This is a genomic window from Sphaerisporangium sp. NPDC004334 (assembly GCF_053602655.1).
Map to the genome: position 1 here is coordinate 39,209 of NZ_JBSGDZ010000034.1, position 24,781 is coordinate 63,989.

A 24,781-nucleotide genomic window follows, 5' to 3' on the forward strand; every position below is an offset into this window, starting at 1 on the left:
CTCTCTCATGGAGGCGTTCCACCGCGTTCCACCGCGTTCCAGGACTCGGCTAATCGCCCCGGTAAGTCAGGGTTTGAGGTCCTTTGCGGATATTTCTAGAACTGTAAATTTTCAGTTTGAAATAGTTCATTGACATGAACTAGTGGCCAAGGTGAGGATGTGGCGCGATCTTGACGAGCTCCTTACGCGAAGAGAGATGACCGATGTCCAGGTGTCCCGGGCCGCGAGGTTGGCGCACGCTCGCCGTCGTCGCCGTGGTGGGTGCGTTCGTGGGGGCGGGAACGCCTTGGGCCGCGGTGGCGGACGGCGGGCCGGCCGGCTCCCGCGCCGGCCGGCCCGCCGAGTGGCGGCAGGCGTCGGCGCGGGCCGCCGAGACCGGAGAGCAGGTCGAGGTGACCGGCGCCCGGACCGAGTTCTCCACCACGTACGCCAACCCCGACGGGGAGTCCTTCCGGCTCGAACAGTCGACGGTGCCCGTGCGGGTCAAGGGGGCGGGGGGCGCGTGGGTGACGCCGGACGCCACGCTTCAGCGCCGCGCCGACGGCACCGTGGCCCCGGTGGCCGCCGCCGTCCGGCTGAGCTTCTCCGGGGGCGGCGCCGCCCGGCTGGTCGGCATCACCCGTGACGGCCGCACCCTCGAGCTCGGATGGCCGGCCCCCCTGCCGGCGCCGGTGCTGGACGGCCCGAACGCCACCTACCGCGACGTGCTGCCGGACGTCGACCTCAGGATGACCGCGACGACCGAGGGCTTCAGCCAGGTCCTGGTCGTCAAGACCCCGCAGGCCGCCGCGAACCCCGCGCTCGAGCGCGTCGAGTACGCGGTCACCTCCTCCGGCCTGAAGGTCGAGCAGACCGAGGACGGCGGCATGTCCGCGACCGACGGCAACGCCACCGAGATCTTCTCCTCCCCGCCCGCCGCCATGTGGGACTCCACCGGCGACCCGGCCGCCGGCCGGTCCGCCGCGACGAGCGGGCCGGCCGCGTCGCTCAGCGGGCGCGCGCCCGCCTCCGCCACGCCGGAGGACGGAACGGCCCTCGCCGCGGAACCGGACGGCGCCGACGGCGCCGACGGCCCCGCCCCCGGCGCACGCCAGGCTCAGCTGCCCATCGAGGTCGGCGGCGGCACGCTCGCGGTCGTGCCCGACACCGGCCTGCTCCGGCAGAAGGACCAGGGCGCCTACCCCGTCTACATCGACCCGAGCGTCACCTGGGGCGAGAGCGACCGGACGCTGCTGCGCTCGGACGGGTACGAGTCCTACAACTGGAGCAACGGCGACGACAACGAGGGCAAGGGCGTCGGCCACTGCGGCACCTGGAGCGGCTACTACTGCGGCCCCGGCTACACCCAGCGCCTGTACTTCCAGTTCTCGCCCGCGAGCCTCAAGGGCAAGCAGGTGCTGGGCGCGGCCTTCCGCGTCACCGAGCCGTGGGCGTTCCAGTGCTCCCCCCGATGGGTCGACCTGGTCCGCACCAACAACATCTCCTCCGCCACGACCTGGGCGAGCCGGCCCAAGGAGCTCGACTGGATGGTCGACCGCAACGTCTCGGCGGGCCGCGGCTCGGCGTGCGACCCCGACGAGCCGGCCGCGCCGATCGAGTTCCGCGACAACCCCGAGGAGACCAACGAGAACCTCACCCCCACCGTGAAGGACTTCGCGGCCGGCAAATTCTCCAAGCTGACCCTGGAGCTGCGGGCGCACGACGAGAGCGACACCTCCGCCTGGAAACGTTTCCGGAACGACGCCGTGCTGGTCGTCGACTACGTGGGGATGCCCGGCGTGCCGACCGGCGTCGGCCTGGTCACCGGCTCGGGAACGGTCTGCGAGACCAAGGAGTCGGCGCCCGCGATCGTCTCCGACCCCACGCCGGCCATGGCGACGGTCCCGCAGACCCTGGCGGGCGGTGAGTCCGGCGCGATGCTGCGGGGGGCCTTCTACGTCCAGAAGAAGAACTCCGACGGCACCTGGACGCAGGCGTTCTCCACCATCGAGCGGCCGGCGAGCGGACACGTCGGCGACAACGTGAAGGTGACCGCGGACGCGCCGACGCTGACCGAAGGAGTGCTCTACCGCTACGACTCCTGGACACGCTCGTACTACGGCGACTACACCAAGTGGCTGGCCGGGACCAGCAGCTACCTGAGCGCGGGCTGGTGCTACTTCAAGGTCGACCCGACCGCGCCGAAGGCGCCGGTGGTCACCCCCGGCGCCCCGTACACCGCGTGCACCACCACCGCGTGCACGGCGGCCGGCGGCCCGGGGCTGGGCGCGGCGTTCACCTTCGCGCCGGCCTCCGGCGACGCCGGCAACGTGGCCTACCAGTACCGCCTGTCCACCACGCCCACCTGGTCGGCGGACGTCAAGGGCGCCACGGTCAAGCCGGTGATCACGCCGGGGGCCTCGGGCACCTTCAGCCTGTACGTCCGCGCCAAGGACAACGTGGGCCGGTACGGCGCCACCACCGTCCTGGACTTCCTGGTCGCCGCGGGCGCGGGCCCGGTCGGCAGGTGGCACTTCGGCGAGGACGCGGGCGTCGCCGCCGACTCCTCCACCGGCGCGGCCCGGCACGACGCCACCCTCAGCGGCGGCGCGGTGCGGGACGGCCGGGGACGCCGCGGCGAGCTGTGGTACGACGACGACGGCACCGCGCTGACCACCCCGAAGACCGACAAGGGCCTGAGCCTGAACGGCACGTCGGCCTACGCCGCCACCTCCGGGCCGGTGCTGGAGACGCGTTCGGCCTACTCGGTCGCCGCCTGGGTGCGGATGGACCAGACCACCACGCCGGGCACCGTCCTGTCGCAGGACGGCGCCGGAGGCTACAGCCCCTTCAACCTCTGGTACGACGTGGGCCGGGTGTCCTACTGCTTCGGCGTCAAGGACGCTGACGCGGCGACGGGCAAGGCGTATTTCGGGGTCTGCGCGAAGAACAACACCGCCCAGGTGAACGCCTGGACCCACCTGGCGGGCACCTACGACCCGGCGACGCAGAAGCTCGCCTTCTATGTCAACGGCCTGCCACAGGGCACCGCGACCGTCGCGGGCGCGTGGTCGGCCACCGGACCGTTCGAGATCGGCCGCTACACCTGGGCCGGCCTGTTCCAGCACTACCTGGCCGGCTCCGTCGACGAGGTCGCCGCCTGGCAGCGCGTCCTGACCCCCGAGGAGGTCGCGTCGCAGGCGCGGTCGGAGTCCCCGGCGTCGGGGCGCGATGACATGGAGCTGGTGGCCGACTGGGATCCGGCGGGTGCCGCCGGGACGGCGCTGCCCGACCCGCTGTCCGGCTACGGCCGCTCGCTGACCCTGGCCGGCGGCGCGACGCTGGACGGCGAGGGCCTGGTGCTGGACGGCGTGGACGACGCGGCCACCGCCCCGGGGCCGGTCGTCGACGACACCGGCTCGTTCACCGTGACGGCGAAGATCCAGCTCGACCAGGACAAGGCCCTCGCGATGCCGATCGGCTCGCTCGGCCAGGTGGCCGGGCAGCGTACCGCCGACGGCTCCTCGTGGGGCCTCTGGTTCGAGCTGACCGGCAAAGAGACGAGGCTGGACGACGACGGCAACGAGGTGGCCGTGCCGGTCGGCTTCTGGCGCTTCGGCCGGGTCGGCAAGGACGGCGCCAAGAGCTGGGTGAGCTCCGAGGACACGGCGAGCCCGGACAGCCCCGTGCGGCTGACCGGCGTCTACGACGCCCTGGCCCCGGGCGGCCCGGTGGTGCGGCTCTACGTCGGCCACGAGCAGAACGACCTCGACCTGGCCTACACCGCGGCCGCCGGGTCCGGCGAGTTCGCGGTCGGCAAGGGCTTCAGCGCCACCGCCTGGAGCCACTTCCTGGCCGCCGAGCTCACCGACCTGCGCCTGTGGGCGGGCGCCCTGTCCGACTCCGACCAGCTCGACGCCGTCGTCGGCGACTGACGGCGTGCGGAGACCGGCACCCCGGTCCCCGCACGCCCTCACCCCCGGTTGATCCCGGTTCTCTGTTCCTCTCGAGGAGGTTGGGTCATGCGTCGGCCCGTAATGCGCGCTGTCTTGGCGACCGCGATGGCAGTGATGGTGACACTGGCGCTGGGGGTGATGCCCGCCGCCTCCGCCGCGGCGGGCCCACCCGGCGCGCCCCCCGTACCGCAGCAGCGGTCCAGCAAGGTCAGGGCCATGAACGCGACCGGCGCCGGGAAGGCGCGCGAGCAGGTCGCGGCCTCCCAGGCGCGCAACGACGCCTGGGCCGCCCGGGCGGCCGGGGAGCGCAGGGCCGCCTGGCCCAAGGCCGGCACGGCGCAGGTCCCGCTCGGCGCCGCGAGCGTCACCGTGGGAGACCTGCCCGTCACCCTGACCCCGGCGCCCGGAAAGGACGCCGGCGCGACGGCGGCGACGTCCCCCGGCACCGCGGCAGGCACCGCGGCAGGCGCGGCGGCAGGCGCGGCGGCCGGTACGGTGGCGAGCGTGCGGGTGCTCGACCGCGCCGCCGCCGAGGCGGCCGGGGTGGACGGCGTGCTGCTGACCGCCTCGGCGCCGGCCTCCGGCGAGGCCCGGCTGAGCGTCGGCTACGCCTCCTTCGCCTCGGCGTACGGCGGCGGATGGGGCGGCCGGCTGCGCCTGGTGGGACTTCCCGCCTGTGCGCTGACGACGCCCGCGCTGGAGGAGTGCCGCACGCGCACCCCGCTCGCCTCGGTCAACTCCTCCGCCACGCTCACCGTGTCGGCGCCGGTCACCCTCGGGGCCGCTCCGGCCGTGTTCGCCGCGGAGGCCCTGGCCCCGGCCGGCGAGGCGCCCGACGGCGGCGGCGACTACTCGGCCACACCGCTCGGCGCGTCGTCCACCTGGGAGGCGGGCGGCGGCTCCGGCGCGTTCACCTGGTCCTACCCGATGGCGCCGGTGGAGCCCCCCGCCGGGCCCTCCCCCTCGCTGGACCTGTCCTACGACTCCGGCGGCATCGACGGGCGCACGGCCGCCGGCAACAACCAGGGCACCTCGGTCGGCGAGGGATTCGAGACGGCCGCCGCCTCCTACATCGACCGCCAGTACGGCCCCTGTGACGAGGACGGTCACGACGAGCAGTACGACCTGTGCTGGAAGTACGAGAACGCCTCGCTCGTGCTGAACGGCAGGTCCACCGAACTGGTCAAGGACGACACCGGCCACGCCTGGCGGCTGAAGAACGACGACGCCTCCACCGTCACCTGGTCCACCGGCGCCGCCAACGGCGACGACGACGGCGAGTACTGGATCGTCACCACCGGCGACGGCACCAAGTACTACTTCGGCCTGGACAAGCTGACCGGCGCGGGCGCCGAGCGCACCAACTCGGTGTGGACGGTCCCGGTGTACGGCGACGACTCCGGCGAACCCGGCTACACCAAGGGCGACGCCTTCGCCGACCGGGCTGTCACCCAGGCGTGGCGCTGGAACCTGGACTACGTCGAGGACACCCACGGCAACGCCATGTCGTACTGGTACACCAAGGAGACCAACTACTACCGCAAGAACAAGGCCGGCACCGCCACCACCCTCTACACCCGCGGCGGCTACCTGGACCGCATCCTGTACGGGCAGCGGTCCGACACGCTGTTCACCGCGACCGCCCCCGACAAGGTGTCCTTCTCCTACAGCGAGCGCTGCACGGACGGCGACTGCTCCAGCCTGACAAAGGACACCGCCGAGCGCTGGCCCGACGTCCCCTTCGACGCGATCTGCGCCAAGGACGCGAGCAAGGACGACTGCCACACCGAGAGCCCCGACTTCTTCTCCCGCAAGCGGCTGGTGAAGGTGGAGACCTCCGTCCTGTCCGGCACGGCGTACAAGCCGGTCGACTCCTGGGCGTTCACCCAGAGGTACCTGGACGGCGGCGACATCGGCACCTCCGCCGACCAGACGCTGTCGCTGACGTCGATCGTGCGCACCGGGTCGCCCACGGACGGGCCCGTGACGCTCGACCCGGTCTCATTCACCTACGCGATGCGGCCCAACCGGGTCGCCGGCGGCACCCAGCCCGGCGGCGGCGACATCCTGCCGCTCACCAGGCCGCGCCTGGAGACGATCACCTCGGAGACCGGGGCGCTCACGACGGTCAGCTACAACGAGCCCGAGTGCGTGCGCGGCTCGGCGATGCCGGCGGCCGAGGACGCCGGCAACGGCTCGTGCTACCCGCAGTTCTGGCACGTCAACGGGGCCTCCGACGCCTCGGTCGACTGGTTCCACAAGTACCGCGTGCTGGCGGTGAACATCGCCGACCCGGCCGGGGACAACCCGCTCACCGAGTACTCCTACGCCTACGACAAGCCGGCCTGGCACTACAACGACAGCCCGTTCATCCCCGCCGGCGAGCGCACCTGGTCGCTGTGGCGCGGCTTCCAGAAGGTCACCGCCTTCACCGGCTCCGCCGGCGGCACCCAGACCAAGACCGTCTCGGTCTTCCTGCAGGGCATGAACGGCGACCGGCTGCTGAAGTCGGCGAGCCCCCGGGTCGTCGACCCCGACCGGCGGCGCGCCGCCTCGGTGCCCGGCCTGGACGCGACCGGCCTCGACGTGGCCGACCTCGCCGACGCCGAGCAGTACGCGGGCTACACCCGCGAGGAGGTCACCTACGACGGCGCCGTCCCGATCGAGGTGACGGTGAACGACCCCTGGTCGTCGCGGACCGCCACCCAGCACAAGTCCTACGCCGACACCGAGGCGTACTACCTGCGCACCGGCAGGTCGTACGAGCACACCTACCTCACGGTCCCGAAGACCTGGCGCACCGTCTCCACCGCCACCACCTACGACGGCTACGGCATGCCGGTCACGCAGGACGCCACCGGGGACACCGCCAAGAGCGGCGACGAGACCTGCACCCGCACCTGGTACGCGCGCGACGACGCCAAGGGCATCAACACGCTGGTCTCCCGCACCCGCCAGGTCGGGCGGCCCTGCTCGGTGAAGGAGGCCGACCTGTCGCTGCCCGCCGACGGCGCCACCGCCGGCGACGTGCTGTCCGACACCGCCACCGTCTACGACGACGCCTCGGCGACGGGCTGGTCCGCGGGCCAGAAGCCGGCCAAGGGCGAGGAGAGCTGGACCGGCCGCGCCACCGGCTACCCGGTGGCGGTCACCGGCGGCGACCGGCCGCCGACCGGCTGGCAGCGCACGGCGAAGACGACCTTCGACACGCTGGGCAGGCCCCTGGTCGTCACCGACGCGGGCGGCAACCCCACCACCACCGCCTACACCCCCACCGGCGCCGGCGTGCCCACCAAGACGGTGGTCACCAACGCCAAGCAGCAGAAGACCACCGTCTTCCTCGACGGGACGCGGGGGCAGCCGCTGCGCACCTACGACCCCAACGACGCCAAGACCGAGCAGACCTACGACGGCCTCGGCAGGCTGACCGGGGTGTGGCTGCCCGACCGCGGCAAGGGCGGCGGCGAGACCCCCAGCATGGCCTACTCCTATGTGTTCGAACGGGGCAAGGCACCCGCGATCGGCACCTCCACCGTCCGGTCGTCCACCACGGCGAACTGGACGTACCAGATCTTCGACTCGCTGCTGCGGCCCATGCAGACCCAGCAGCCGACGCCGAACGGCGGCCGGCTGCTGACCGACACCCGCTACGACTCGCGCGGCCTGGCCTACGAGACCTACGCCGACATCTTCGACGCCGGGCACACGCCGAACGCCACCTACAGCCGGGAGGAGTACGGCGAGGCGCCCAAGCAGACCAACCGCGTGTTCGACGGCGCCGGACGCCCGACCAGCAGCACCTTCCTCACCTACGGCGTGCCGAAGTGGACGACCACCACCGCCTACACCGGTGACTCCACCGCCACCAGCGCCGTGACCGGCGGCAAGGCGACCCGCACCATCATCGACGCGCTGGGACGCACCGTCGAGAGCCGCGAGTACGGCTCGCCATCGCCGGCCGACACCCAGTACGGCTCCATGACCTCGGGCGGGTACGCCTCCACCTCCTTCGCCTACACCCCCGGCGGCCGGCAGCGGACCGTCACCGGCCCCGACGGCGCCCAGTGGTCCTACACCTACGACCTGTTCGGGCGGCAGGCGGGCATCACCGACCCCGACAAGGGCGCCGGCACCCTGCGCTACACCGCGCTCGACCAGCCGGACACCGTCACCGGCGCGAACGGCTCGGTGCTGCTGTACGGCTACGACGAGCTCGGCCGCAGGACCGGGCTGTGGTCGGGGTCGCGCACCGACGCCGGCAAGCTGGCCACCTGGACCTACGACACCGTGGTCCAGGGGCGGCTCGCGTCGGCGACCAGCTACGAGGGCGGCGCCGTCGCCACCGGCAGGGCCTACACCCGCAAGGTCCTGAGCTACGACGCGCTGTACCGCGCGACGAGCACCGAGATCGACCTCGACCAGAAGGACCCGATGGTCGTCTCCGGCGCGGCCAGGACCTCCTACACCTTCGGCGGCGCCTACAACCCGGACGCCACCCTGAAGAGCTCGACCGAGCCGGCGGCCGGGGGTCTGGCCGCGGAGACCGTCAGCCTGACCTACACGGCGACCGGCCAGGTCGTGAAGGTCACCGGCACCCAGGACTACCTCCAGGCGGCCGACTACAACCCGCTCGGCCGGCCCCAGCAGCTCACCCTGGCCCTGTCGGGGGACGCCGCCGCCAAGAAGACCTACATCAGCAACACCTACGAGGAGGGCACCGACCGGCTGAAGAGGTCCTTCGTCACCACCCAGTCCACGCCGGTCAAGCCGCAGGACCTGACCTACCACTACGACGACGCGGGAAACGTCACCGAGATCGCCGACACCCCGGCCCAGGACGGCGCGGGCGCGAGCGACTTCCAGTGCTTCGCCTACGACGGGCAGCGCCGCCTGACCGAGGCGTGGACGCCGGCCACCGACGACTGCACCAGCAGGACGCTGGGCGGGGCCGCGCCGTACCGCACCGGGTACACCTACAACAGCGCGGGCATGCGCAGCACGGAGACCGGCTACACCGGCAGAGCGGCCGCCACCTCGACGTACTGCTACGGCGACACCGCCAGGCGGCACGCTCTCACCGCGGTCACCTCCGCCGCGTCCTGCACGGGCGTGACGCCGACCTACTCCTACGACAAGTCCGGCAACACGACCGGGCGGGGCGGCCAGACGCTGACCTGGGACGCGCAGGGCCGGGTCTCCACCGTGACGCAGGGCGCGCAGAAGGCCACCTACGTGTACGACGCCGACGGCGAGGTGCTGCTCCGCCGCGCGGAGGGCGACGGCGAGAGCGTCCTGTACCTCGGCGCCACCGAGATCCACCAAAGCAGGACCGGCACCGCCGTCAAGAACTGGGCCGTCCGTTCCTACACGGCCGGCGACCAGGTCATCGCGGTGCGCAGCACGGAAACGGGGACGAACACGGTCACGTTCGTCGCCGGAGACCAGCACGGCACCTCCTCGCTCGCGGTCGACGCGAGCAGCCAGGCGATCGCCAAGCGGTACACGACCCCGTTCGGCGCGCCGCGCGGCGCCCCGTCCGGCCGGCCATGGCCCGACGACAAGGGCTTCCTCGGCAAGACCGCCGACGAGGACACCGGGCTCACCTACGTCGGCGCCCGCCTGTACGACCCGCTGACCGGCAGGTTCCTGAGCGTGGACCCGGTGCTGTCCACCGACCAGAGCCAGTCGCTGAACGGCTACTCCTACGGCAACCAGAACCCGGCCACCTTCAGCGACCCGACGGGCGAGGAGATCGGGTCCAGGCCCAACTCCTGCCAGTACGACCTGAAGTACTGCGACCAGGCGACGCAGGACGCCGTCGGCTACGACCCCAAGACCGGCACCGCCGACCCGGCGCGGAAGAAAAAGAAGAAGAAGCGGCCGACGCCCTCCCCGAGCCCGGGCCCGGCGCCCAAGGCCCCGCCCGGCGGGTGCTTCTGCAAGGGCAACGGGGTCGACCTCAGCACGGCGCTGCTGCTCCACCCGTTCCACTGGGGCAACAACACCAACGGCGCGAACGAGATGGCCTGGCTCTACCACAAGGGGAAGATGCACGACGGCATCTGCGAACGCCATTCGCTGCAGTACGTCTGCTACAGCAGTTCCCCCGGCGGCGACCAGCCGATGACCATCGGCGACGTGCTGTTCTACCCGTACTCCAAGCAGGCCTACCGGCAGCAGATGCAGGAGGAGAAGCAGCGCCGCGAGGACATCGCCAAGACCAGCAAGGTCTCCGGGCGCGCGCAGGCCGACGCCTACGGGCCGAACCTGGAGAAGCACGAGGCGGTGCACTCCCGGCAGTGGGCGGCCTCCGCCACCGCCGTCGACTTCGTCGCCCGGTACGCCGCCGCCGCGGCCTACTCCCAGCACAAGGTCGGTGACCCGGCGTCCATGAACAAGTACGAGATGGAGGCCAACCTGTGGTGGGGAAGCTACTGGACCTGGCGGCCTCTCGAATACCGGATGCCGGGGACCTAGAGAGGAAGATGGAACGGTGATTCGCAGAAGGGGGCCCGGGCTCACGCGCGCGGCCGCCGCACTGACCGCCCTGGCCGCCCTGGTCTGCTTCGGCGCGGGATGCACGCCCGCGCCGAAGGGCATCCTCGCCGTCGAACGGGCCGCGGACGGCGGCGCGCGGCTGCTGCTGGCCGACTGCCCCGGCTACCTGGCCAAGGACTTCTCCGTCCTGGCCGACACCGGCGCCGACGGCGACACCGGCGGCGGCGGGCCGGTGGCCTGGAGCGTGCACAACGGCGGCTGGACCTCCTCGGTGCGCGCCATCCGGCTCTTCCAGGACCCGCCCGCCGGCTGGCGCGCCACGGGGAGCGAGCTGACCGCGCTCCGCGAGGGCGTCCCCTATGTCGCCACCGTCAGCGGCGCCATGGGCGACAGGAGCCTCAAGGGACGGGTGCCGTTCACCGCCGCCGACCTGGCCGGTCTGGGGAACGGTGAGGTGCTGGCCTGGGACGGAGGGGACGGCAACGCCACGATGCACCGGGACGACTTCCTGCGCGGCGACCCGGACCGCTGCCGGCCATGAGCGGCGACGCCTCCCCCACCCAGGGGGACGTCGTCTCCTCACTTCCAGGGCGGCGACGCCTCCCCACTCCCAGGGCGGCGACGCCTCCCTATTCCAGAGGCGACGCCGCCTTCTTACTCCGGCGGCGCCGCCTCCCCGCTCGGGGGGCGACGCCGCGGTTCGTCCGACGGCGATCCGGCCGGGGGGTGGTCCCTCCGGGCCTGGTTCCCGCGGGTCATCTCCTCGTGCAGGCGGCGCCGTTGAGGGTGAAGGCCGCCGGGACCGCGTTCGCGCCGGTGTAGGCGGCCTGGAAGCCGAAGGCCGCCGTGCCGCCGTTGGCGCCGATCGTGCCGTTCCAGGCGGCGTTCCGCACCGTCACCTGCGCTCCTGACTGGGTGACGGTCGCGTTCCACGCACTGGTGACCCGCTGGGAGCCGCCGAAGGCGAAGGCCAGGGTCCAGCCGTTGACGGCGGCGGTCCCGTTGTTGGTGATGGTGACGTCCGCGGTGAACCCGTTCCCCCAGTCGTTCACGCTGTAGCCGACCGAGCACCCGCCGGGCGTGGGGGTCGGCGTGGGAGTCGGCGTCCGGGTCGGCGTGGGAGTCGGGGTCGGCGTGGGAGTGGGAGTCCGGGTCGGCGTCGGGGTGGGGGTCGGCGTCCGGGTCGGAGTGGGCGTCGGGGTCGGCGTGGGCGTCGGGGTCGGGGTGGGCGTTCCGCCGCCCTTGGCCGCCATCCGGGCCGAGTGCGCCCGGAAGACCGCGAGCGCCGGGTCGCCGCTCTTCACGCTGTGCTGGTCGCCGCCGCCGTTCTTGTCCGGGTACCACCAGAACGCCGACCCGTCGCCGTTCCTGGCCTCGAAGTCGGCGTAGAGCGCCGTCCACCACGTGACCCGGTCGGCGTTGCCCTCGGTGTTGAACTCGCCCATGAAGAACGGCTTGCCCACCACGTCGTGCGAGTCGGAGATCCATCTGCCGATCAGCGTCTTGGTCTGGTCCAGGGTCAGGTTCGCCCAGCCCGCGTTCGGATACGGGTGCGCCGAGGTGAAGTCGACGTAGGGCGACTGGTGGATGTAGACGAACGGGTTGCCCTCGTCGCCGCCGAACCCGTAGCGGGACTCGTGGCCCTCCAGTCCGGCGCCGACCATGTGGTTGGCGTCGATGCTCTTGACGTAGGAGGCCATCTCGTCCACCCACTTGCGCAGGGTCGCGCCGCTCTTGTTCTCCTCGGCGCCGACGTCCTGGTAGCGCGGCTCGTTCATCAGCTCCCAGGCGAACACGGCCGGCTCGTCCTTGTACTTGACGCCGCTGTAGTGGTTGGTCCGGTTGAGGGCGTAGGTGAGGTAGTTCTTGTACTGGGTGAAGCAGCCCGGGCACTTGGTCTTGTCGAAGAACACCGCCCGGCCAGGGTGCCCGCCGTTCAGCCCCTCCCACTTGAGCCGGGTGTCGATGCCGCCGTAGGCCTCCCAGTAGTTCTCGAACACCGGGATCAGCCGGATGTCGTGCGCCTTGGCCGACTCGATGACGTAGTCGAACAGGGCGAACTGCTGGTCGTTGTACTGCCCCTTGGACGGCTCGAAGCCGTGCCAGCTCTCGTGGCTGAACATCCAGAGACGGACCACGCTGACCTTGTCGGCCTGCATTTCGGCCATGTGGGCGTCGATGCGCGCCTTGTCCATGTACTGCGTCTCGGTGTCTCCGTAGCTGCCGCCGTAGGTGAAGATGTCGTAGGTGTTGGCGCCGGCGAAGTAGTACGTCCTGCCGTTGAGGCAGAAGTGGACGCCGCAGCGCTGCACGAAGCCCGAGGCGGCCGCGCCGGCCACCGGGAAGGCCGTCGGCGCCACGCCGGCCATGATCGCCAGGGCCAGCGCCAGCAGCAGGTGGAGCGGCCTGATCCGTCTTGCCATGGTGGTGTTCCTTGCGGGGACGAGAGGATGGGGGCGCTGCCAAACAACCCCGTCCCGCAGCGCGCCGCAACCGCCCGGCGCCCGACCGGGCAGCGCATCGCCTCGACATGCGGCCCCACCTGCCCTTAACCGGTTCGGGCCCCGCCGATCCCCCGCTCTCCGCCTGAAAGCTTCACCGGCGCCGGCGGAGAACTCACCGGCGTCGCCCGATGCGAACCGGTCGGGCCGGTCGGGCCGGTCGGGCCGGTCGGGCCGGTCAGGCCATGACCGCGACGAAACGCCAGTCCAGGACCGCGGCCGGCTCGGCGCCGGACACCGCTTCCACGACCGAGCGCAGGTGGACCAGCCCGCCGCCACCGGGGAGTTCCTCCCGTCTCTCGACGGTGATCTCGCTGGTCAGGGTGTCGCCCTCGTGCACGGGGCCGAGATGGTCGCAGCCGTGCCAGGCCACGACCGTGACCAGGTTCGGCAGCGCGCGGGCCGCCTGGTGCAGCGCCAGGCCGATGGTGTGCCCGCCGTACACCAGCCGCGGCCCGCCCGCCTCCCGCGTGTCGTGGTGCACCTGCGCGATATTGACGGTCAGCCTGGCCAGCTCCGGGGCCGCGGACACCACGTCTCCCCCGCCGACCTGCCACCTGTCGCCCTCGGTCACGTCCGCGAAGTGCCGTCCGGGGACGTGACCTCTGAACCGGTCAAGCCGCCAGCCGTCGAGCAGTCCGGCGGCCCGGCCGGCGAGGTCCGCGCCGGTCGCGGACGCGCCCACCGCCTCCAGGTCGGCGTCGTGGCCGGTGCGCGCCCCGTGGTCCCGCAGCGGGATCATCGCGCAGCGCCAGAAGTCGAGCACCGGCCGCCCGTCGTGGTCGGCGGTCGTGATGCGCAGCACCGCCAGCCCGGTCGGGCGGCGCCCCGGCCGGGGCCGGTTCTGGCGCAGCGCGACCACCTCGGTGCGGGTGCGCAGCGTGTCGCCGATCAGCGGCAGCCGGCGGAAGGCGAGACCCCGGTAGAACAGGTTGGCCTTGACGTGGTGGGTGACCAGGGTGGACTGGCCGATCGCCACGTCCCAGACCAGCGCCGGATGGGCGAGAGTGCCGCCGCCGAGGACCTCGCGGGACAGGTGCGCGTCGAGCGGCAGCCGGAGCCGGTCGCCCACGACCGCCTGGTGCGCCGCGGCCATGCCCTCGGTGAGCGTCACCCCGGGCGCGCCGTCGAACACCCGCCCCACCGCCAGCTCCTCGAAGTACGGCCCTTCACTGATTCCCGCCATCGGCCCTCTCCCGCCCGAACGTCCGTGCCCCCGTCGCCGCGATCACCCGCCGACCGGTCCCGCCGATCATAGAATCCGGCCTCCCGCCTCCCCCGGACACCGTCCGCAACCGGTCGACCGACACACACTCGGGGCCGCCCCGGGAACCCGCGCGTTTCCGCTGGGGGCTTTCGCATATGCGACATGGCATAAATGCGTCAGAGCTCAATCGGCCAGGAACCCCGGACATTTGACCACAATCTAGGGATCTCGCTGCACTCCTAGCTTTGGGGTTTCCCTTGCCATTCCCTCCCTCCCGGGGGCGCGGGCTCGTCGCGCTGGCCGCCGCGCTCGCGGCGCTCGCGGCCGTCCCACCGGCCGACGCCTCCACCGCCCCGGCCGCTGACGGCGTCACCGCCTCCGGTGCGAGCACCGCGCCCGGACGGACCGTCACGCTGCTCACCGGGGACAAGGTGACCGTCGGCACCGCGCCGGACGGCACCCAGACCCGCACGGTCGTGAGCCCGGACGGCCGTCCCGCCGACGCCGTCACCCACGCCGAGAAGGGCCAGACCTACGTCTACCCGCGGTCGGCGCTGCGGTACCTCGCCGCCGGGCTGCTGGACCGGGACCTGTTCAACGTGACCCGGCTGCTCGCCGACGGCTACGACGACGCGCACAGCGCCCGCCTGCCGCTCATCGTCACCTACACCGACGCCGCCGCCCGCGCCCGCACCGCCGCCCCGCCTCAGGGCGCGCGCCAGGTGCGTCCCCTGACCAGCGTCCAGGGGGCGGCGCTGGACGCCGACCGCTCGGCCGGCTTCTGGTCCGCGCTGACCAAGGGCGCCACCCTCCCCGCCCCCTCCCAGCGCGGCGCGCAGGGCTCCCTTGCGGGCGGCATCGAGAAGGTGTGGCTGGACGGCAAGGTGAAGGCGAGCCTCGCCGACAGCACCGCCCAGATCGGCGCGCCCACGGTGTGGCAGAGCGGGAACACCGGCAAGGACGTCGAGGTGGCCGTCCTGGACTCCGGTGTCGACACCGGCCACCCGGACCTGGCGGGCCAGGTCGTCGCCGGCCGCAGCTTCGTGCCGGAGCAGGAGAGCATCGAGGACGGCCACGGGCACGGCACGCACGTCGCCTCGACCATCGCCGGCACCGGCGCCGCCTCCGGCGGCAAGGAGAGGGGCGTCGCCCCCGGCGCCCGGCTGCACATCGGCAAGGTGCTGGACGACAGCGGCGGCGGCCAGGAGTCGTGGGTGCTGGCCGGAATGGAGTGGGCCGCCCGCGACCAGCACGCCAAGATCATCAGTATGAGCCTGGGCGCCGGCGCCTCCGACGGCACCGACCCGATGAGCGTGGCCGTCAACGAGCTGAGCGCCGAGACCGGCGCGCTGTTCGTCATCGCCGCGGGCAACGACGGCCCGGGCGAGTTCACCGTCGCCACCCCCGCCGCCGCCGACGCCGCGCTGGCCGTCGGCGCGGTGGACGCCTCCGACGCCCTCGCCGACTTCTCCAGCCGCGGGCCCCGCCCCGGCGACCGCGGGCTCAAGCCCGAGCTCACCGCCCCCGGGGTCGGCATCCTCGCCGCGCGCTCGCAGTACGCGACCGAGGGCGAGGGCTACTACCAGACCATGAGCGGCACCTCCATGGCCACCCCGCACGTCGCCGGGGCCGCCGCGCTGCTGGCCGCCCAGCACCCCGGCTGGAGCGGCCAGCGGCTGAAGGACGCGCTGGTCAGCACCACCAAGCCGACCCCCGACCACAGCATCGCCCAAGCGGGCAGCGGGCGGCTGGACATCGCGGCGACCACCGCCGCGACCGTGTTCGCCACCGGTTCGGCCTTCGCCGGATTCCACGCCTACCCGGCCCCGGCCGGCGCGACGAGCGCCAAGGAGATCACCTACACCAACACCGGCGACGCCCCGGTCACCCTCGACCTGACCACTCGCCTGACCGGCGCCCCGGCCGCCGCGTACACGCTGTCGGCCTCCCGCGTCACCGTCCCGGCGGGCGGCGCCGCCGCGGTGACGGTCACGGCCCACCTGGACCAGGTTCCCGGTGACACCACGGTCTCGGGCACGGTGGAGGCCGCCGACGCGAGCGGCGCCGTGCGCGCCCGCACCATGATCGGCGTCGCCAAGGAGGGCGAGCGCCACCAGCTCACCCTCACCGCCAAGGACCGCGCCGGCCGCCCGCTGAGCGGTGAGGTGATCCTCACCGCCGAGCACCTGTTCGCCCCGCTCTGGCTGGACGAGACCGGCACCCTGGACCTGCGCGTCCCGGCCGCCACCTACACCTTGTGGATGACCGCCGACCTCGAAGGCGCGCACGGGCCCCACTCGCTGGGCCTCGGCGTGCTCGCCGCCACCGACGTCCGGCTCGACCAGGACAGGACCGTCACCCTGGACGCGCGCAAGGCGCGGCGGGTCGCGGCGGTGACGCCCAAGGCGAGCACCCTGGCCGGGATGCGCATGGACGTCTACCGTGCCGTCGCCGACGACGACTACACCGCCTCCAGCCGCTGGCCGGCGATCGAGTACGACAGTGTGTGGACGCTGCCCACCGGCGCCAAGGTGCGCAAGGGGGAGTTCGAGATCGGCGCCCACTGGCGTCTGCAGCAGCCGGCGCTGACCCTCGCCTCCGGCGGCCGCGCCTTCGACGACGTGCTGGTCCACCGGGGCGCGACCCCGCTGCCGAAGGGCCGTCATACGCTCGCGGCGCTGTTCGCCGGCGACGGCGGCGCGGCCGGCTACCGGTCCAGGCCCGCGGCGGGCAAGGCCGTGGTCGTCAGGAACTCCGCCGCGGTCACCCGCGAGGAGCAGGCCGCCGCGGCGCTCGCCGCGGGCGCGAAGATGCTGGTGGTCGTCAACGACGGCCCCGGCCGCGCCGAGCCGTGGAACGACGCGCTGTACGGGCCGCCGAACCCGGCCCCGCTGCCGATGGTCGCGCTGGGTCAGGACGAGGGCGAGGAGCTGATCGCCCGCATCCAGGACGGCCGGCGCGCGACCACGCTGGAGGTGACCTCCAACCCGGTCACCGAGTACTCCTATGACCTGGTGCACTACTTCAAGGGCGCCGCGCCCGCCGACCCGGTCTACCGGCCGGACGAGAGCGAGCTGGCCCGGGTCAAGGTGTCCTTCCGCAACGACCGGCAGAACAAGGTGGTCGAGGACCGCGCCGACGTCTGGCGGTTCGGGTACTCCTCCGCCTCCGGCGCGAGCGGGTTCACCGCCCCGGCCATCGGCGAGCGCACCGACTACGTGACCGGCGGGATCACCTGGTACGAGCAGGTGAACATCGTTCGCGAGGTCGAGCAGCACACCGCCGACCTGGTGACCTACCGGGCGGGGACCACCACCGACGTCCGGTGGTTCGGCCCGATCCACCGGCCGCGCCTGGAGAAGGGCCTGTCACCGCTGCGGCTGGACGACACCCTCCAGGCGAGGGTGCCCGGCTGGGGCGACTCGGGCGCCGGGCACATCGGCGGCACCTACCTCAACGGCATGGTGTCCAACAGCCTGAAGGTGTACCAGGGCGACACCCTGCTCGGCCAGGCGCCCTACGACCAGATCGCCGTCTTCGGCGTGAAGCCGGAGCGGCTGCCGTACCGGCTGGTGTCGGAGAACTCCCGCGGCACGTGGGCCAACCCCTACTCCACGTCGACCCGCACCGAGTGGGGCTTCACCTCCGCGGCGGCCGCGCCCGGCGAGGTCGTGCGCCTGCCGCTGATCCAGCTCGACTACGCCGTGGACACCGACGTGGCCGGCAAGGCGCGCCATCACGACGCGCTCACCGTCACCCCCTCGCACCTGGACGGCGTGGAGCGGCCGGGCGCGATCGGTTCGGTGACGCTGGAGGTCTCCTACGACGACGGCGCCACCTGGCACAAGACCGGCCTGCGCAAGGACGGCCCCGGCTGGACCGCCCGGCTGGACGCCCCGGCCACGGCGTCGTTCGTCACCCTGCGTACCGCCGCGGCGGACGCGCGGGGCAACACGGTGACCCAGACGATCACCCGTGCCTTCGGCCTGAAGTAGGAGCCGCGCCGGGAGGCGCCCCCGTACTCCCGGCACGTGCCCCGCTGACGGCCCTTCCCCACGGCCACCCCCGGCGACGTCCCATCCCCGTCGCCGGGGGTGGCCGTCCCCTTTTCACCCGGGGGGTGCGCCCTCTACCCGCGGGCCTGCGCGAAACGGAGGGAAGGGTCGCGCTCCGCCAGGCCGAAGCCGAGCTGGAAGTACAGCTCCAGCTGGTCGAAGTACTCACGGTGCGCGGCGATCTTGCCGTGATCGACGAAGGTCGAGCAGGTGGCCCGGAAGACGACGTGGCGGCCGGTCCCCTCGACCTCGCGCCCGTCGGGCAGCAGAAAGGGGCCTTCGTGGGTGCCGGTGACCGTCCATTCCGTCACAGCGGGGTTGTCGGCGTCGCCGAGTTCGAACACAGGCGTCTGGTGGTAATCGGGGAACCCCCCGAAAAACTGCTGGTAGATCCAGGCGATCTGCTCACGTCCTTCGGCGATGCCCACCGGCGAGACGAAAACGGCGTCCGGGCTGTAGCAGTCGAGCACTCGTTCCATGTCGTGAGCGTTGACCGCCTCGCACAGACGATGTTTGAGATCCCAGAAATCAGACATGACAGTGGTCCTCCGCAGGGGGCGCCGCCCTCCCACGCTACCCAGCCAGGGGCCAAGCCGCCCTCACGGCCACGTCATGCCGGGGTCAGGTGTGCGACGCGGACTCTCCCGTGGCCGCCGGCCGTTCCCGCAGGCCGGCGGCTCCTGGCGACTGTGCGCGGTGCCGGGCTCAGCCGGTGATGCTGGGACGGCCGTTCTCGATGTGGCCCATCAGGCGCCGGCCGAACGACGGGTCCTCCTCGCAGGAGACCTGGACGTCGTACCAGCCGTGGGCCGCCTTGGCCGGCCAGGGCACCTGCCTGCGCTCCCCGGGCCGCAGGACGACGCGAGCAGACGTACCCGCCGACGGTCCACGGCGAGACGACGATCATGGGCACGCGGACGCCCAGGCCGATCGGCTTGCCGTCGTAGTACTCCTCGGCCCGCTCGGCCGGCGGCCGCGGCGGCGGCACGTGGTCGAAGAAGCCGTCGTTCTCGTCGTAGGTGATGAACAGCGCGGTCGAGCGCCACACCTCGGGGGTGGAGGCGATCGCGTCGAGGATGTCCCAGGTGATCCGCGCGCTCTGGACCGGGGAGGACGCGCTCGGGTGCTCGGAGTCGGCCGCCGACGGGATGATGTAGCTCACCTCGGGCAGCCGGCCCGCCTCGACGTCGGCGCGGAAGCTCGACGCGAGCGTCCCCGGCCGCACCCGGCGCAGCGCGCCGTCGCACAACGGCATTTCCGGTTAACCGTTGACGAATCTCGGCACGGCGAAGCGCCGGGGCGCCCGGGGGCGTCTCGCGCCGGGCCGCGGCGTGCCCGCGGGGAGGGCCGCCGCTCGTGGCCCTCCCCGCGGTGCGATGCCCTCGGGGGATCAGTACACGAAGACGCTGCCCGCGTTGAAGCTGATGCTCGGGTAGCTGCCGGGGTAAATGGGCAGGGGGGTGCCGGTGCAGTTGGTGTTGGTCCACAGCGTGGCGATCTGGGTGGCGGTGTTGATCGCCGAGTGGGCCCGCCCCGAGCCCCAGCCGTGTGCGGTGAGATCGACGCAGACGCCCGCGGGAGGAACCAGCGACTGCGCGGTGAACCTCGCGCCGGTGTACCCGGTGCCCTCGAATAAGCAGAGGGTGCGGCTGAACTCGCACGTCCCGGCGAGCGCCGAGGTCGACGAGGCGGCGGCGGGGGTGGCGGTGAGGCCGCCGGCGAGCAGCGCGGCCGCCGCCAGTGACGCCGCGACCGCGAACCTGCCCTTGAGGTTGATCCTGGAAGCGTTCACTTTCTCTCCCTTTTATGCTCGATGAAACCCTGACGGCGGCAAGAAGAATGGATTTCCGCCACCTGGCGCATAACGCGGTCGCGCATGCGCGCCTTTGCTCGGTAAGCGTTTTCGGCCGCGCGGAATAGGCGGAACGGGTGCCGGTGCGACCGGCGGCCGGATTACGACGTAGAGCCTCGCGCGTCCCGCGCGGCAGGACACGCGTAAGTGCGCCTCACCGGCCATGTGACCGGCGCGGACACGACTACGGTCAAGATTCGGACGGAAATTCGGGAGGGCGGGCGCGATGGGACGATGAGCGGCTGCGCCGTGCCTCGCGACGGTTCGATGGAAAGCGGTCCGGATGGCCCATGGCTCGCCAGGGCGCCGGCTTCGTGGCTCTGAACAGTGCCTTTCTCACACTCACGGCGTCCCCGTACGCAGTCGAATGGTGGAGAAACAGGAATCACTTACCGAGCAGTCGAACGCGCAGAAAAGTAACACATCATTGACCACAGCCGCAAGATCCCGAACAAGCGGCCATTCGCGGGAATTGCGAACTGCGCGCCGGACATGAGGTCCGCCCCGGCGACCGGACGGTCTTCTCGCGCGCCCGGACGCGTCCCTGGCCGCCGAAAGGTCGCACCGGGAGAGACGACGGTGCCCCCCGGCTGCCCGGCGGCGGAAAGCGGATCTCAGGCGGTGACGGAGGACGCCGGGGTGAGCGCCACCGCCGCCTCGGCGGTGTGCACCAGGAAGGTCAGCGTCTCCTGGAAGTAGAGCTCGACGCTGGTGGCGTCGTGGGACAGGTAGCCGATCGACAGGTCCTGGCCGATGCACAGTTCGAAGTCGCCGCCGCGGCTGGACAGCAGGAAGGCCCCGTCGATGGCGGGCGCCCAGATGATCCGCCCGTCGAGAAGCCGCGCGATGTGCTCGATGACCGGGTAGCCGTGGACGGCGGTCTCGCTCACCGCCGTGTAGGCGTCCGCGCTCAGCGCCAGGTCGTACGGGCCGCCGACGCCGGCCAGGCGCAGCGCCGAGATGGCCCGGCTCACCACGTCGGGGTAGTCGCCCACCTCGGCCGGCAGCGTCAGCGCCGGGTTGGAGGAGCTGTCGCGGATGCCCGCGATGCCCGCCGCCGCGTACCCCTGGAACACGGCGCGGTCCTCGGCGAAGGCGACGCGCTTGGCGGCGTCCTTCACCGGCTGCCAGTCGGCGTCCTTGGCGCCCCGCTCGACGTCGTCCACCTGGCGCCGGTCGACGGTGAACGGCACCCGCAGCTCCAGGATCGGCTGGGACCGCCGGGTGCGGGCGACCACTCCCGACGCGGGCGGCTCGATGGCGTCCAGGTGGCCGGTCGAGACCGCGGCCAGCTCCAGCCCGGCCGGCTCGGGGACGTCGACGACCCGCCGGCCGGCCACGTGGCGTTGGAACGTGCGCCGCGCCTCCTCCGAGAGGTCGGCCCACGCCGCGTCGGAGATGGGTGCCAGTTCGCGGTGCAAGTTGTTCATCGGGACGTGCTCCTCTTGAGATCGCCGATGCCAAGCGACCCGTCGTCCGGGACCTGGACCTCGGGGTTCGTAGCGGCTCCGGCCACGATGCCGGCGCCCGGCGGGTCTGGTAGGTCGTCGAGGAAGTCGATGGTGGGCACGAAGAACAGCGTGCCGGTCACCGCCGTGGAGAAGTCGAGGATGCGGTCGTGGTTGCCCGGCGGGTCCCCGAGGAACATGTTGTCCAGCATCTTCTCGGTGACGGCGGGGGTGCGGGCGTACCCGATGAAGTAGGTACCGAACTCCCCCTTGCCGACGTTGCCGAACGGCATGTTGTCGCGCAGGATGCGCCGCTCGGTGCCGTCCGGGTCGGTGATCGTGGTGAGGGCGACGTGCGAGTCGTCCGGCTTGACGGCGTCCTCCAGTTCGATGTTGGACAGCTTGGTCCGCCCGATCACCTTCTCCTGCTCGTCGACCGGCAGGGCGTTCCACGCCTGGAGGTCGTGCAGGTACTTCTGCACGATGACGTAACTGCCGCCGGCGAACTCCTCGTCCTCCGGGCCGACCAGGACGGCCTCGCTCGCCACCGGGCCGACCGGGTTCTCCGTGCCGTCGACGAAGCCGAGCAGGTCGCGCACGTCGAAGTACTTGAAGCCCTGGACCTCGTCGCGGACCACCACGGCGCCGCGCAGCCGGTCCATGATCTGCGAGGCCAGTTCGAAGCACAGGTCCAGCCGCATCGCCCGGATGTGGAACAGCAGGTCGCCCGGGGTGGACACCGCGCGGTGCCGCGGGCCGTCCAGCTCCCGGAACTCGTGCAGCTCGGCCGGGCGCGGCCCGGCGAACAGGCGGTCCCACGCCTTGGACCCGATGCCGGCGACGACGCTCAGCCTGCCGTCGGCGGCGCGGAAGCCGACCGACCGCTGCAACGCCGGCAGGTCGGTCAGCAGTTCCCTGGCGACCGGCTCGCCGCCCGGGGCGACCGTCACCACCAGGAAGATCGCCGTCGTCGTCAGCGGGCTCAGCACCGGCTGCGGGACGGCCGGTCTGCCGGGCGGCCCGGCGGGCACCTGCTGCGTCATCTCAACGCCCTCCCTGCGTTCGCACCTCAGAAGCACAGCCTGTCAGCCGCGCCCGCCGGTGCTCGTGCCGGGGGCGGTGTCAGGCCGTCAGGTCCAGCGCGAGGGTCGCGACGGCGAGCAGCAGGAATCGGGTCACCGGCGGAACCGAGGGCGGGCCGGGGTCATGGGCGGAAGGCGTCGGCGTGTTCGGCGGCCCATTGGGCGAACGTGCGGCCGGGGCGGCCGGTGACGGCCTCCACGACGCCGCTCACCGTGGAGCCCGCCTTGTGCGCGGCGCCGTACACCTTGAGCAGGAACTCGACCTTCTCGCCGTCGCCGATCGCCGGGTCGTCGCCGAACACCTTGAACAGCAGCATCTCCGGCGGCCTGCCCCGCTCGATCCACTCCGCGCGGGTCTGCTCGGGAGTGAGCTCCTCGAACCGCAGGTCCCGGCCGGTGGCCTCGGCGAGGATGCGGATCTTGTCGCGGGGTGTCAGGACCTCGGGCCCGGTGATGAGGTAGGTGTGCCCCGCGTGGCCGTCCTCGGTGAGGGCCGCCGCCGCCACGGCCGCGATGTCGGACTCGTGGACCGGCGCGCTGCGGCGGTCGCCGTACGGCTCGCGGACGACGCCCCGCGCGCGCAGCCGCCCGGCCCAGTCGGCCAGGGTGTTGCCCATGAACTCGACGGGCTTGAGCTTGGTCCACTCCAGCGCGCTCGCCTGGACGGCCGGCTCCAGGGTGCCCTCCTGCCAGCCGCCCAGCATGGTGACCCTGGTGACGCCGGCCCGCGCCGCCGCCGCCGCGATCTCCGGCCCGTTCCACAGCGGCCGGTAGTCGCCGGCGAAGTTGATCAGGTGCGCGGCGGTCACGCCGTCGAGCACGGGCGCGAGGCCGGCGGCGTCGGTGAGGTCGCCGGCGACGACCTCCACGCCCTGCGGCAGACCGGCCCGCGCGGGGTCGCGGGTCAGCGCCCGCACCTTGTGGCCGGACTCCAGCAGGTGCCGGACGAGGTGGCGGCCGACGGTGCCGGTCGCCCCGGTGACCAGGATGGTCATGGCATGCTCCCTTGTCGGGGTTCGGGATTGTCCGGACCCAAGAGGCACAGGCGGCGCCGGGTGTGACATCGCGGGCGGCCGGTGAGACGCAGGTCACCTCCCGCCGCCGGATGTCACACCGCCGGCCGCCGGCGGCTCTCATGGGGAAGGAGCGGCACGACATAAGGAACATCCATGCCTGACATCCCCGAAGACCCCACCACCGGCCCCTCCGGCCACCCTCAGGCCCCGGACCCCGCCGGCCCGGTTCCCGCGCAGGACGCGACGCGGGTGTTCGCGGGGTATCGGGAGCTGCTGTTCTCGATCGTGTACAACCTGCTGGGGAACGTGGCCGACACCGAGGACGTCCTGCAGGACACCTGGCTGTCGTGGGCGGCCAGACACCGGGACCCGGCGGCCGGGGAGATCGAGAACCGGCGCGCCTATCTGGTGCGCATCGCGGTCAACCACGCGCTGGCGCGGCAGAGCGCGATCCGGCGCCGCCGGGAGACCTACGTGGGCCCCTGGCTGCCCGAGCCGCTGGTGTCCGGCGACCCGCCGCCGGACCCGGCCGAGCCGGCTCTGCGGGCGGAGTCGGTGTCGATGGCGCTGCTGGTGGTGCTGGAGACGCTCACCCCGCTGGAGCGCGCGGTCTTCGTCCTGCACGAGGTGTTCGGCTACGCCCATCCCGAGATCGCCGGCATCCTCGGCCGCACCCCGGCGGCCGTCCGGCAGCTCTCGCACCGCGCCCGCGAGCACGTGCACGCCCGCCGCCCGCGCTACCAGGCCGACCCGCGCGTCCAGCGGCAGGCGACCGAGCGCTTCCTCGCCGCGGCGCTGGGCGGCGATCTGGACGCCCTGCTGCGGATCCTGGCGCCGGACGTGACGATGTGGACCGACGGCGGCGGCAAGGCGCGGGCCAGTGTCCTGCGCCCGGTGCAGGGCCGCGACAGGGTCGCCCGCATGATCGTCGGCGTGACGTCCCGTGCGCCGGAGGAGCTGGAGGTGCGCTACCGGACGGTCAACGGCGACCCGTCGGCGGTGCTGTTCGCCGACGACTCCCCCTTCGCCGTCATGGTCATCGACCTCGCCCCGGACGGCGAGCAGGTCCGCGGCATCTACACCGTCACCAACCCCGACAAACTCTCCCGAGTCCCGGACGGGGCGGAACCACCCGCCGCAGCCGAACCCCCATCGGAGGCCCCCGGCGGGCAAGCGCCGTGACGGCA

At 72.6% G+C, this 24,781-nt stretch carries 13 protein-coding genes; 5 read left to right on the forward strand and 8 right to left on the reverse strand.

The annotated features are described in order from the left end of the window. Positions 1-203 precede the first annotated feature (203 nt). The 3 genes from ACWEN6_RS34270 to ACWEN6_RS34280 all read left to right on the forward strand — a co-directional run bounded on the left by ACWEN6_RS34270 (position 204) and on the right by ACWEN6_RS34280 (position 10,974). A complete protein-coding gene (locus tag ACWEN6_RS34270; protein WP_452576127.1) occupies positions 204-3,914 on the forward strand; it encodes a LamG-like jellyroll fold domain-containing protein in 3,711 nt (1,236 codons plus the stop codon). Positions 3,915-4,040: 126 nt separating this feature from the next. Then, on the forward strand, positions 4,041-10,412 hold the full coding sequence (locus ACWEN6_RS34275) for an RHS repeat-associated core domain-containing protein (RefSeq protein ID WP_452576129.1): 6,372 nt from the start codon (positions 4,041-4,043) through the stop codon (positions 10,410-10,412). 16 nt (positions 10,413-10,428) lie between these two features. Continuing rightward, positions 10,429-10,974: a hypothetical protein gene (locus ACWEN6_RS34280; protein ID WP_452576131.1), complete on the forward strand. Its 546-nt coding sequence runs from the start codon at positions 10,429-10,431 to the stop codon at positions 10,972-10,974. Positions 10,975-11,188: 214 nt separating this feature from the next. On the opposite strand, the gene ACWEN6_RS34285 is transcribed toward ACWEN6_RS34280, so the two are convergent. Next, positions 11,189-12,856 (reverse strand): cellulose binding domain-containing protein, encoded by a 1,668-nt coding sequence (locus tag ACWEN6_RS34285; RefSeq protein ID WP_452576133.1) that lies wholly within the window; start codon positions 12,854-12,856, stop codon positions 11,189-11,191. 256 nt (positions 12,857-13,112) lie between these two features. Beyond that, complete coding sequence (locus ACWEN6_RS34290; protein WP_452576135.1) at positions 13,113-14,120, reverse strand: MaoC family dehydratase; 1,008 nt, start codon at positions 14,118-14,120, stop codon at positions 13,113-13,115. A 278-nt stretch (positions 14,121-14,398) separates the two neighbouring features. On the opposite strand from ACWEN6_RS34290, the gene ACWEN6_RS34295 reads away from it, so the two are divergent. Continuing rightward, on the forward strand, positions 14,399-18,136 hold the full coding sequence (locus ACWEN6_RS34295) for a S8 family peptidase (protein ID WP_452576137.1): 3,738 nt from the start codon (positions 14,399-14,401) through the stop codon (positions 18,134-18,136). Between the two features lie 134 nt (positions 18,137-18,270). Here ACWEN6_RS34295 and ACWEN6_RS34300 read toward each other — a convergent pair whose 3' ends face one another. From ACWEN6_RS34300 to ACWEN6_RS34325, 6 genes are all read right to left on the reverse strand, one after another. Next, positions 18,271-18,732, reverse strand: coding sequence for an ester cyclase (locus tag ACWEN6_RS34300; protein WP_452576139.1), 462 nt, complete (start codon positions 18,730-18,732; stop codon positions 18,271-18,273). A gap of 74 nt (positions 18,733-18,806) precedes the next feature. After that, positions 18,807-19,451, reverse strand: coding sequence for an alkaline phosphatase family protein (locus tag ACWEN6_RS34305; protein ID WP_452576141.1), 645 nt, complete (start codon positions 19,449-19,451; stop codon positions 18,807-18,809). A gap of 135 nt (positions 19,452-19,586) precedes the next feature. Then, positions 19,587-19,988 carry a peptidase inhibitor family I36 protein gene (locus ACWEN6_RS34310; RefSeq protein ID WP_354929381.1) on the reverse strand — a complete coding sequence of 134 codons (402 nt, stop codon included), beginning with the start codon at positions 19,986-19,988 and terminating at the stop codon, positions 19,587-19,589. 674 nt (positions 19,989-20,662) lie between these two features. Next, positions 20,663-21,478 (reverse strand): family 1 encapsulin nanocompartment shell protein, encoded by an 816-nt coding sequence (locus tag ACWEN6_RS34315; protein WP_452576143.1) that lies wholly within the window; start codon positions 21,476-21,478, stop codon positions 20,663-20,665. Then, entirely contained in the window at positions 21,475-22,539 is a 1,065-nt protein-coding gene (locus tag ACWEN6_RS34320; protein ID WP_452576145.1) for a Dyp-type peroxidase, read from the reverse strand. The genes ACWEN6_RS34315 and ACWEN6_RS34320 overlap by 4 nt, the downstream gene beginning before the upstream one ends. Positions 22,540-22,700: 161 nt before the next feature. Continuing rightward, the gene (locus tag ACWEN6_RS34325) at positions 22,701-23,573 is read right to left on the reverse strand and encodes an SDR family oxidoreductase (protein ID WP_452576147.1); all 873 of its coding nucleotides are present in this window, start codon (positions 23,571-23,573) and stop codon (positions 22,701-22,703) included. A 174-nt stretch (positions 23,574-23,747) separates the two neighbouring features. Here ACWEN6_RS34325 and sigJ point away from each other — a divergent pair, with 174 nt between their 5' ends. Further along, positions 23,748-24,776: an RNA polymerase sigma factor SigJ gene (gene sigJ, locus ACWEN6_RS34330; RefSeq protein WP_452576149.1), complete on the forward strand. Its 1,029-nt coding sequence runs from the start codon at positions 23,748-23,750 to the stop codon at positions 24,774-24,776. Positions 24,777-24,781: the final 5 nt, after the last annotated feature.